Below are 11998 nucleotides of genomic sequence, written 5' to 3' on the forward strand. Positions count from 1 at the left end.
GCAGTAATAAACATGTTAAAAAACAATAATAAGGAGCTGTTATGTCTTGGATGTATGCCGTTGCCGGTTTACTAGTAGGAGTTATTTTAGGAGTCGCTATTTCTCGTTTTATGACACCGGAATACAAAAAGCAAAAGAACGTACAGAAAGAATTAGATAGCGCAAAGTTTGCCCTTGAACAGCAACGACAAGAGCTTGCTGATCACTTTGCGAAATCAGCAGAAATGTTAGATACCTTAGGTAAGGACTACACGAAACTGTATCAACACATGGAGAAAACAAGCTCAGAGCTAATCCCAAACATGCCCGAACAAGACAACCCATTTGTAAAAACAGCCGCAGCTCATTCGGATAAACCACAAGATAAGCCTTCAATTAAGGAAGCGACACTTGAGGAACAACCTAAAGATTACGCCAATGGTGCAACGGGTTTATTTAAAGAACAAAAGAAAGAGATCATTGATACTCCAGATGTTGTTACTGCAAAAGCATCGTAAACATTTAACACTTCAGTGAACTTTACAAAGGTTTTTGAGTCATAACTTTCACTCAGGTCACTTGAAACTTCTCATACTTATACCAAATATGAGAGATGTAAGACCTTAACTAGAGAGGAGTTTATGATGAAAAAACCTTTGCTTGCTTTATCAGTACTGACCTTAAGCTTAAGTTCAATCATCACCCCAATTCAAGCGACAGCTGCACTTCCCCTAAATGTCGGTAATGAACAGTTACCGAGTTTGGCCCCTATGCTTGAGCAAGTTACCCCCGCTGTAGTGAGTATTGCCGTCAAAGGCAAACAGGTACAACGTCAGCGAATCCCTGAACAATTTCAATTCTTTTTTGGTCCAGAACAAACACGAGAGCGGCCGTTCCGTGGGTTAGGTTCTGGTGTCATCATTGATGCTAAGAAAGGCCATATCGTGACCAATTACCATGTAATTAATGGTGCCGACGATATCAAAGTAAAACTTCATGATGGCCGAGAGTACGATGCCGAGCTCATCGGTGGCGACCAAATGTCTGATATAGCATTACTCAAATTGGAAAAAGCCAAGAATCTCACCCAAATAACAGTCGCAGACTCAGACAAGTTGAGAGTCGGTGACTTTAGTGTGGCGATCGGTAACCCATTTGGACTTGGGCAAACGGTGACATCAGGTATTGTTTCTGCACTAGGTCGTAGCGGTCTAAACCTAGAAAACTTTGAAAACTTCATCCAAACGGATGCCGCGATAAACAGTGGTAATTCTGGTGGTGCACTGGTGAATCTTAACGGTGAACTGATTGGTATTAACACCGCCATCCTTGGTCCGAATGGAGGTAATGTCGGTATCGGTTTTGCTATTCCATCCAATATGATGAAAAATCTAACAGAACAGATCCTCAATTTCGGTGAAGTAAAACGCGGCATGCTTGGTGTTCAAGGCGGAGAAATCACCTCTGAGTTAGCAGAAGCGCTAGGGTATGAATCCAGTAAAGGTGCCTTTGTCAGCCAAATTATCCCCGACAGCGCCGCAGACAAAGCAGGTCTCAAAGCGGGCGATATTATTGTTTCTATCAATGGCAAGCGTATTGATACCTTTAGTGAGTTAAGAGCTAAAGTGGCAACCTTAGGTGCAGGCAAGCAGATTGAACTTGGTGTAGTTCGTGACGGAAAGCGTAAGAGCTTTGATGTAACCCTTGGTGAATCGAGCAATAGTAAAACACAAGCAGAAAAGCTCCATGAAGGACTTGCCGGTGCAGAGCTTACTAACACAACAGAAAGTGACTCAGCAACGGGCGTTAAAATATCGAGTGTAGCTCAGGGCTCACCAGCAGAAGCGTACCAACTGCTCAAAGGCGACATCATCATTGGCGTAAACCGTCAACCAATTAAGAATCTTGCTGAATTTAGAGAGCTCCTTGAGAAACAACCAGGCATATTGGCGCTTAATATCCAGCGAGGCGATAGGACTATTTACCTCGTTATTCGATAGTTATACGTCAGCGTAATAACAGGGAGGCTCAGTAAGTTTGCTTTAAACTTACTCAGTCTCCCTTTTCTTTAGATGAATCAAAATGCTATGCTTGATTAGGATGTGTGATCTTTCTAGCTGATTTTGACAGCGAAAGACCGACACGCCCTAGTAATCAAGTCAGTCATCCATCTACGGATGCTTCATACCTTACTTGTCGAAGAGGGAAACATGCTGTCCTTTCTATTTCGTTCTATTTCCCTTGGACTCGTTTCAGCGGTGCTTATTCTTCTCGTATTTCCAAGCTTAAGGCCAGCGATTGTTTCTGATGTTACAAGCCCTAAAGTCGATAATATTACCTCGCTTCAGATTTCGTTTAACCAAGCTGTACGCCGCGCAGCACCTGCGGTAGTAAATATTTATAGCCGTAAGTATGCAGAAAGCGATCGCAGTAAGCTGCTCACTCAAGGTTTAGGTTCTGGAGTTATTGTCAGCGAAAAAGGTTACATCATTACCAACTTCCACGTTGTTGCTCAGGCTGACCAAATTGTAGTAGCACTTCAAGATGGACGCGTAGCCGCCGCGCAACTTGTCGGTTCAGACAAACGTACCGATATCGCGATACTTAGAGTCAGCGGTGATAACCTACCGGTGATTCCACTTAACCCCAATTACAACGCGAATGTCGGGGATGTGGTACTGGCTATCGGCAATCCGTACAACCTAGGTCAAACGACAACCTTTGGTATCATCTCGGCAACAGGCCGATCGTCAATCAGTGCAGACGGTCACCAAGCCTTTATTCAAACCGATGCGGCAATTAACGAAGGTAACTCAGGTGGGGCATTGGTGAACTCACAAGGTGAACTAGTCGGCATTAATACAGCTTCCTTCCAACAAGCCACCGATATGGAAACCTACGGAATCTCTTTTGCGATCCCCTATCCACTTGCTAATAAAATCATGGAGAAGATCATCGCTGATGGTCGTGTCATTCGTGGCTATATCGGCATCGATGGGCAAGACATCAATTCAGTCACATCACGTTTGCTTGGAACTAAGAACATTGGCGGGATTGTTGTATTAGGCATAGATCCGAACGGCCCAGCGGCCGATGCTGGGTTTGAAGCACAAGATATTATTGTCAGTATCAACAATACTCAAGTTAATGGCCGTCAGAGTGTTATGGACATCGTGACTGATCTGCGACCGGGCACAGTCATCGATGTCGGCGTATTACGACAAGGTGAAAGCAAGACACTTAAGGTCACCATAGCCGAAGACACGCGCCTGTAAATCAAGTATCACACTTAGCCGCTATCTACACGGTTTGTCTTATCTATACAGTTTGTTTTATCTACACAGCTTAATGAGCTAGAACACATAGACAAAAAACCCAGCTTTCAAGCTGGGTTTTCTTTTATCAATCATGACATCACACGGCCATTTTTTTTATGACTCGCTTGGGTCATCGATATCGATGCGAGTCACTCTCTGCAATCCTCTCGGCAATAAGCCGCCACGACGACCACGCTCACCTCGGAAGTTTTCAAGATCCGCAGGTTTTAAGCCAAGCTTACGTTTACCCGCGTAGATTGTCAGCGTTGCATTCTCTGGGATAGCCATCAAATGCGATACAAACTCTTCGCGCTCTTTTGCTTTCGCAGAAGGAATATTGATGATCTTATTACCCTTACCTTTAGTTAGTTGAGGTAAGTCTTTAATCGGGAACAACAACATACGCCCTTGGTTCGTAATCGCTAAGATCTGGTTACTGTCCAAGTCAGCAATCGGACTTGGCATCATCACTTCAGAAGCTTGTGGCAAGTTCACCAACGCTTTACCGCTCTTGTTCTTAGAAAGCAGATCGCCCCCCTTACAAACAAAACCGTATCCGGCATCGGAACCGACTAACCAGAGCTGCTCATCCTCACCCATCACCACTTGACGGATAGAGGTACCAGGGCTAACGTTCAAGCGACCAGTAATAGGCTCACCTTGGCTTCGTGCCGACGGTAATGAGTGTGACTCAAGGGAGTAACTTCGGCCGTCACTACCCAAGAACACCGCTTGTTGGTTACTCTTACCCTTAGCACTTGCTAAGAATTTGTCACCAGACTTATAGTTTAAGCCTTCAGCATCAACCTCATGCCCTTTAGCATGACGAATCCAGCCTTTCTCAGAAAGCACAACTGTGATCGGTTCACTCGGAACTAAATCACGCTCTGTTAGTGCTTTGGCTTCTGCACGCTCAATCAATGGTGAGCGACGGTCATCGCCATACTTTTCAGCATCCGCTTGAATTTCTTTCTTGATCAGCGTGTTTAAACGACGCTCAGAACCCAATAGCTTTTCAAGCTTATCACGCTCTGCTTCTAGCTCTTCTTGCTCGGCACGAATCTTAAACTCTTCTAATTTGGCTAAGTTACGAAGTTTTATATCTAGGATAGCATTCGCTTGTGTTTCCGTAATATTGAAGCGGCTCATCAATACAGGACATGGTTCGTCTTCTGTACGAATGATCTCAATCACTTCATCAATATTCAGGTAAGCCACCAGCAAGCCTTCTAAGATGTGCAGGCGAGCGAGTACCTTATCGAGTCTGTATTGCAAACGACGGCGAACCGTTGTACGACGGAATTCAATCCACTCTTTTAGGATTTGAACCAGACCTTTAACTTGAGGGCGACTGTCTAAACCAATCATGTTCAAGTTAACGCGGAAGTTCTTCTCTAGATCCGTCGAAGCGAACAAGTGACTCATCAGTTGATCACAGTCGATACGGTTCGAACGAGGAACCACGACGATACGCGTTGGGTTCTCGTGATCCGACTCATCACGCAGATCGTCAACCATTGGTAGCTTTTTAGCGCGCATCTGGTTAGCGATTTGCTCAAGTAGCTTAGCGCCTGACACTTGATGAGGCAGAGCGGTGATAACAATATCAGAGCCTTCTTTGTGCCAAACAGCGCGCATCTTGATGCTGCCTCGGCCAGTACGGTAGATCTTTTCAATATCCGATTTCGGCGAGATGATCTCTGCTTCCGTTGGATAGTCAGGACCCTGCACGCTTTCCATGATGTCCAATAGCTCAGATTTAGGGCTATCGATCAACTTAATGGTTGCCTCGGCAATCTCACGCACATTGTGTGGTGGAATGTCGGTTGCCATACCTACCGCGATACCCGTGATACCGTTTAGTAAGATATGAGGCAGACGAGCTGGCAGCATTTGTGGCTCTTTCATCGTGCCATCAAAGTTAGGTTGCCATTCAACCGTACCTTGGCCTAACTCACTCAGCAAAACTTCAGCAAACTTAGACAGTTTCGCTTCGGTATAACGCATTGCGGCAAATGATTTCGGATCATCCGGAGCACCCCAGTTACCTTGACCGTCTACCAATGGGTAGCGGTAAGAGAACGGCTGTGCCATCAATACCATCGCTTCGTAACAAGCAGAGTCACCGTGTGGGTGATACTTACCTAGTACATCACCAACGGTACGTGCCGATTTCTTATATTTCGATGCGGCCGATAGACCAAGCTCAGACATCGCGTAGATAATACGGCGCTGAACGGGCTTCAAGCCATCGCCGATATAAGGCAATGCACGATCCATGATCACGTACATTGAGTAGTTTAAGTAAGCGTCTTCGGTGAACTTGCGCATAGGCAATTGTTCAACGCCATCAAATGTAATTTCGTTAGACATCCATTATACCTCGGCCATATCACCGTTAGTCTGTAGCCATGTACGGCGATCATCTGCACGTTTCTTACCAAGCAGCATGTCCATCATCTCATTGGTCGCTTCGCTGTCATCAATCGTTAATTGAACAAGGCGACGAGTATTTGGATCCATGGTGGTTTCGCGCAATTGAAGTGGATTCATTTCACCCAGACCTTTGAATCGTTGCACGTTAATTTTGGCTTTCTTCTGCGATAGTCGCTCAAGCACACCATCTTTCTCTGCATCATCGAGTGCGTAGAACACTTCTTTACCGCAATCGATACGATACAGAGGAGGCATTGCCACATAGATGTGCCCTTCTGCAACCAAAGCAGGGAAATGGCGAGTAAACAGTGCACAGAGCAGTGTCGCGATATGAAGACCATCCGAGTCTGCATCGGCAAGGATACAGATTTTACCGTAACGCAGGCCTGACAAATCATCATTGTCAGGATCAATACCCAAAGCAACCGAGATGTCGTGTACTTCTTGTGAAGCCAATACTTGGTCAGCAGATACTTCCCATGTATTTAAGATCTTACCGCGAAGTGGCATCACTGCTTGGAACTCACGGTCACGCGCTTGTTTCGCAGAGCCACCCGCAGAGTCCCCTTCCACGAAGAAGATCTCAGTGCGGCTTAAATCCTGAACCGAACAGTCGGTAAGCTTACCCGGCAGTGCTGGGCCTGACGCGATCTTCTTACGCACAACCTTTTTGCTCGCGCGCATACGGCGGTGCGCATTCGCAATGCAAGCTTCAGCTAGTTGTTCTGCTAATTGTGGCTTTTCATTCAACCAGAGGCTAAACGCGTCTTTTACGACACCAGAAACAAAAGCTGCAGTTTGACGAGAAGATAGACGCTCTTTTGTTTGACCAGCAAACTGCGGATCTTGCATCTTCACCGATAGTACGTACGAACAACGGTCGAAGATATCGTCACCGGTTAACTTCACGCCACGAGGCAGAAGGTTGCGGAATTCACAGAACTCACGCATTGCATCAAGCAGGCCTTGGCGGAGACCGTTTACGTGTGTACCACCTTGTTTGGTCGGTACTAAGTTCACGTAACTCTCGGTGATCATTTCACCGCCTTCTGGCTGCCAGATGATCGCCCAATTCGCCATTTCCGTTTCAGCAACAAACTCACCGACATACGGGTCTTCAGGCAGTAAGGTGTAACCTTTCACTCCCTCTGCAAGATAATCTTTTAAACCATCTTCATAGAACCATTTGTGTTCTTCACCACCCACTTTGTCGACAAAGGTGATTTCTAAACCAGGGCAAAGTACTGCTTTCGCTCGTAGGTTGTTGATAAGGCGAAGTGTCGAAAATTTAGGACTATCAAAGTACTTAGGATCAGGCCAGAAATGTACGGATGTACCACTGTTACGATTGCCGCAAGTACCTGTTACGGTCAGTTCTGTTACGGCATGACCACCTTCAAGTGCGATCTCGTGAACCTGGCCTTCTCGGCGCACAGTCACTTCAACGCGTTTTGAAAGTGCGTTTACAACCGAGATACCAACACCGTGTAAACCACCAGAAAACTTGTAGTTATTGTTTGAGAATTTACCGCCGGAGTGGAGCTTAGTTAGGATCAACTCAACACCAGAAATCCCTTTTTCAGGGTGAATATCAACGGGCATACCACGGCCATCATCAGTAACTTCTAGCGATTGGTCTGCATGAAGCACAACTTTAATTTTCTTAGCGTGTCCTGCTAATGCTTCATCGACCGAGTTATCAATGACTTCTTGGGCAAGGTGGTTCGGTCTTTCTGTCTCGGTATACATTCCCGGGCGGTGTCGCACAGGATCGAGACCTTCAAGTACCTCGAGGTCTTTTGCATTATATTGTTCAGTCATAATACGGAGTTTACTCAAAAAGTTTGCGTCAGTTCACTGGCTCTAGTTTCACTAAAGCAGAATCATTACTATGAACCGTCATAGTAGAGCGAACGAGCGAAGTATTGGGGAATATAGTCTGGAAGCTGAGTAATGATGTCAAGCTAGTTCAAAAACTAAGACATCAAACTATGATATTTCACCATTGATAGATGAAATAACAGGCAAACAAGAGAAAATCGATCAGCCAGTGAAGCAGATTATAGCTTTAGAAAGGTGATGATTTGTTGTGGGTAGCGCTCAAAATCAACAAAGCTATGATCCCCACCCTTTTCTACTGTTTGTGTTGCACCTTGGTACTTCTCTATCGCTTGTCGGTAATCCAGAACTTCGTCTTCCGTTTGTTGAAGTAACCAGAAGTCTCTCGGTTTTTCGAGAGCCGGAACCTCTAACGCCTTCAATTCCTCGATATGTTTTGCTTCCAGTACATATCGTTCATCTGTGTAAGGATTTACTTGCTCACCCAAATAATCAGCAAGAAGCTCATAAGGTCTCACCGCAGGGTTAACAACCACCGCTTTAAAACCATAGTGACTATTAAGCCATGTTGAAAGGTAGCCCCCCAACGAACTGCCGACTAATGCTATCTGGTATTGATCTTTATACTGTTCCACCAACTGCTGCAAATGAAGTGCTGCTTGCTGAGGGAAACTCGGCAGCTGAGGTGCAATCACCTTAATATCAGCACGATGCTTTGCACAGTAGTCAGCCATCACTGTCGCCTTGTGAGAACGTGATGAGCTGTTAAATCCGTGAATATAGAGAAGCAGCGGTGGCTTAGCAGTTTGCTGATTAGAATCAGACATTAATAGCCTCCTACATCGTTAGTCACTGGCATCAATAACCAGCCGCATCGAAATCAGGTAAAAATTGTCCATGAGGCAGGCGACGAACTTGCGTGCTTACCGTGCCGTCTTGATGTAATTCAATCTCTCTCCAGCCTGGAGACAAAGTATCCACCGCAAAGTCATTCGAGTTGGGTTTGAATTGCACACAAGTCGACGGGGTTGCCATAACTTGTACACCGTGATGATCTCGATTCATGTCCTGATGAACGTGTCCACAAAGTACGGCTTTCACATTGGTATGCTGTTGGACCACATCCCAAAATTGCTCTGCATCTTTCAGGTTATGTTGATCCAGCCATGCACTGCCAACCAATAGCGGATGGTGGTGTAAAAGAACCAAGGTATTACGTTCAGGGAATTCCGACAATTTTTGCTCTAGCAGATCAAGTTGCTGATCACTGAGGCGCCCGTGCGGTACACCAACCACTTGTGAGTCTAGCATCACCATCTGCCAGTTATCGCCTAGCAAGACGTGCTCAACACACTGTATTTGTGGTGATGGTAAAACACTGCCCATATTAGGCTTGAAGTCATGGTTTCCTGGCAGCCAGTAACATGGCTTTTCCAAAGGCTGAATTCCTGACTCAAATTTCTGGTACGATTCAGCACTGTGATCTTGAGAGATATCACCGGTTGCCAGAATCGCTTGATAGTCAAAGCCTTGACTAACAATGCCATCGACTACAGCACGAAAGCTATCTTGAGTGTTGATGCTTAATAAGCTGCCGTTGCTCGGCGCAAACAAATGCGTGTCCGTTAGCTGAACAAGCTTAATACTGCTCTCATCAAATTTTGAAGTGTGTGATAATTCCAAAATAACAAATCCAGATACGTTACTGTTTAGACTTTAAAGTGTGCTTTAAATAGGCTCAATTAAAAAGTAATTGGGGCTCGACTGATACCGGTTTTTAAACAAAACGTTAACCATTCCCCAAGAAATTTATTCAATTGGAACTTCTCATCCTTTTGCAGAAGCTTAGCGTTGGGGTAGTCATACTTCGCTTTGACTCGTGAAAAGTCTCCACTAGCGCACACTTCTGCAACTCGAGCGTCGTGATATAGCCTGACAGACATTTTTGGCAAAGGAAACACTGGCATCGCGTCACTCTGACATATGTCTATTAATGTGGTGTATTTTGTGACCTCATTCACTGTCAACTGATAAACCATATTAACGGCTTGATAGCAGCGAACGTCACCAACCTCATGCCCAACCGGTAACAGAGCATTGAGCTTGGCGTAGTTCGTCTCATAAACTCGCATCAACTCAGCAAGATCAACATGATACGGCTTTTTGACCGCTATATTTGGCATGACGTTAATCTACCCACTCTGACTGTAATTCTTGGTAGTTCAATTGCAGCCACTGTAGCGCAATGATCGTGGCTCCATTTTCAAACACACCGTCTTTTACTAACTGATAAGCGGCTTCGCGACTCATCACTTGTACACGAATGTCTTCACCTTCGTAATCCAACCCGTGTACCCCTTTGGCTGTGGTTGCATCAACACAGCCAACAAAAACATCGAGCTTTTCTGAGCAGCCACCAGATGAAGGGTAATACGAAGTAATAGGTAGTACAGATCCGACTTCGACTCCCGCCTCTTCCATCGCTTCTCGACGAGCAACGTCTTGCGGAGGCTCATCCGTATCAATAATTCCAGCAACGATTTCGTATTGCCATGGGGTCTCATGCTCTAAAGCACCAACGCGAATCTGTTCAACGATCACGACTTCATCGCGCACAGGATCGTAAGGTAGCAAAGCGGCAGCATGACCACGCTCAAACATCTCACGTTCTATTGGTTGGCTCCAGCCTCCCTCAAACAGTCTATGTCTAAATGTATATTTAACCATTTTGAAAAAACCACGAAACAGCGTCTCTTTTGAGACTATTTCCACATCTTGCGGAGTAAACTCATGTCGTTGCTTGTCATACTGTTGCATTTGGTACCTCGCTAAGTGATCTTTACAGTTTACTCATTGTCCGAGTTAACTACCAAGGATAAGGTTCAACTTTTTGTATAAAATTTATAATTAAAGTTAAGTTTAAAAAAATAAATATTGCACAAGTGGACAGTTAATTGTAAAAATGTGCAAAGTTTCGAGTAAATCACCACCAAACTGGGTTAAACTCTTTTAAAGAAAATTCTATGAAAGGCAGGAATGGGAAAATGAAAAAACTGCTTCCACTATTTATCAGTGCAGCAATTGGCAGCCTGAGTTCGTCAGCTTTCGCTGATACGCTAGCTGAAGTTTACGACCAAGCAAAACAGAACGATCCACAACTTCTTCGTTCAGCAGCGCAGCGCGATGCCGCTTTTGAAGCAGTAACGTCAAGCCGTAGTGATTTGTTACCACAAATTAATCTAACAGCGAACTACGACATTAACCGTGGTGATAGAGATACCTCTGGTACAGGTAGCTCAAGTATTGATAACAACACTTGGGGAGCAGCGATCGGCTTCACTCAAGAGCTTTATCAACGCTCTTCATGGATCACGCTAGATACAGCAGAAAAAACGGCTCGTCAATTTGATTCAGCTTACGCGGCCGAACAACAAGCTTTGATCCTTCGTGTTTCGACAGCATACTTCGAAGTACTTCGAGCTCAAGATAACCTAGAGTTTGTTCGTGCAGAAAAAGCAGCAGTTGCTCGTCAACTAGAACAAACTAAGCAGCGTTTTGAAGTGGGTCTTTCAGCAATTACCGATGTACATGATGCGCAAGCTCAATACGATGGCGTTTTAGCTGATGAAGTTCTTGCAGAAAACGACTTAACGAATAGTTACGAAGGTCTACGTGAGATTACAGGTCAGGAACACGCTAACCTAAGCATCCTAGATACGGATCGCTTCTCAGCAAGCAAATCTTCTGACTCTGCAGTGGCACTTGTAGAACAAGCTGAACAAAAGAACCTTAGCCTACTCGCTGCACGTATATCTCAAGACGTAGCAAAAGATAACATTTCTCTAGCAAGCTCAGGTCACTTACCAAGCTTAACGTTAGATGGTAGCTACTCCCTGTCAGATCAATCAAACAGCTCTCAAAATTATGATCAAGACAACCTAAATCTAGGCTTAAACTTAGTTGTGCCTCTATACACGGGTGGTAACACAACTTCTTTGACTAAACAGGCTGAATACAACTACGTTGCAGCAAGTGAAGATCTAGAAGCAACTTACCGTAGCGTTGTAAAAGACGTACGTGCATTCAACAACAACATCAGTGCTTCAATTGGTGCTCTGCGCGCTTACGAACAATCTGTGGTTTCAGCTCAATCTGCTCTAGAAGCAACAGAAGCCGGTTTTGATGTTGGTACTCGTACTATCGTTGACGTACTGGATTCGACTCGTCGTCTATACGATGCGAACAAAAACCTTTCAGATGCTCGTTACAACTACATCCTAAGTGTACTTCAGCTTCGCCAAGCGGTTGGTACGCTAAGCGAACAAGACATTGTTGATGTAAATGCAGGTCTAAAAGTAGCAAGCAAGTAATTATAAAACCCTAATTAAAGACTCTAATGAGAGTCTTTAATAAAGTGATTAGATTAC

The 11998-nt window shown here is 44.9% G+C and carries 10 protein-coding genes; 4 read left to right on the plus strand and 6 right to left on the minus strand.

Translation table 11 applies throughout. The features are described from left to right. Positions 1-41 precede the first annotated feature (41 nt). The 3 genes from zapG (at position 42) to degS (ending at position 3254) form a co-directional block, all read left to right on the plus strand. Positions 42-497: a Z-ring associated protein ZapG gene (gene zapG, locus OCV24_RS11985; protein ID WP_077679961.1), complete on the plus strand. Its 456-nt coding sequence runs from the start codon at positions 42-44 to the stop codon at positions 495-497. 126 nt (positions 498-623) lie between these two features. After that, positions 624-1979, plus strand: a complete 1356-nt coding sequence (locus OCV24_RS11990; protein WP_102507072.1) for a DegQ family serine endoprotease — start codon at positions 624-626, stop codon at positions 1977-1979. A 210-nt stretch (positions 1980-2189) separates the two neighbouring features. Further along, positions 2190-3254, plus strand: coding sequence for an outer membrane-stress sensor serine endopeptidase DegS (gene degS, locus OCV24_RS11995; RefSeq protein ID WP_017056025.1), 1065 nt, complete (start codon positions 2190-2192; stop codon positions 3252-3254). A 156-nt stretch (positions 3255-3410) separates the two neighbouring features. Here the strand turns inward: degS and parC are convergent, their stop codons facing one another. The 6 genes from parC to nudF all read right to left on the minus strand — a co-directional run bounded on the left by parC (position 3411) and on the right by nudF (position 10388). Further along, complete coding sequence (gene parC, locus OCV24_RS12000) at positions 3411-5669, minus strand: DNA topoisomerase IV subunit A (protein ID WP_150878650.1); 2259 nt, start codon at positions 5667-5669, stop codon at positions 3411-3413. A 3-nt stretch (positions 5670-5672) separates the two neighbouring features. After that, positions 5673-7553 (minus strand): DNA topoisomerase IV subunit B, encoded by a 1881-nt coding sequence (gene parE, locus OCV24_RS12005; RefSeq protein ID WP_046223870.1) that lies wholly within the window; start codon positions 7551-7553, stop codon positions 5673-5675. Positions 7554-7792: 239 nt separating this feature from the next. Beyond that, the gene (gene yqiA, locus OCV24_RS12010) at positions 7793-8398 is read right to left on the minus strand and encodes an esterase YqiA (RefSeq protein WP_102507074.1); all 606 of its coding nucleotides are present in this window, start codon (positions 8396-8398) and stop codon (positions 7793-7795) included. Between the two features lie 31 nt (positions 8399-8429). Beyond that, entirely contained in the window at positions 8430-9254 is an 825-nt protein-coding gene (cpdA, locus tag OCV24_RS12015; RefSeq protein ID WP_046223868.1) for a 3',5'-cyclic-AMP phosphodiesterase, read from the minus strand. Positions 9255-9313: 59 nt separating this feature from the next. Continuing rightward, positions 9314-9754, minus strand: coding sequence for a DUF1249 family protein (locus OCV24_RS12020; protein ID WP_017056020.1), 441 nt, complete (start codon positions 9752-9754; stop codon positions 9314-9316). A 4-nt stretch (positions 9755-9758) separates the two neighbouring features. Next, on the minus strand, positions 9759-10388 hold the full coding sequence (nudF, locus tag OCV24_RS12025) for an ADP-ribose diphosphatase (RefSeq protein WP_017056019.1): 630 nt from the start codon (positions 10386-10388) through the stop codon (positions 9759-9761). Positions 10389-10615: 227 nt separating this feature from the next. Here nudF and tolC point away from each other — a divergent pair, with 227 nt between their 5' ends. Further along, positions 10616-11941, plus strand: a complete 1326-nt coding sequence (gene tolC, locus OCV24_RS12030) for an outer membrane channel protein TolC (protein ID WP_017056018.1) — start codon at positions 10616-10618, stop codon at positions 11939-11941. Positions 11942-11998 lie beyond the last annotated feature (57 nt).

It is taken from the genome of Vibrio kanaloae (assembly GCF_024347535.1).
Lineage (GTDB): Bacteria > Pseudomonadota > Gammaproteobacteria > Enterobacterales > Vibrionaceae > Vibrio > Vibrio kanaloae.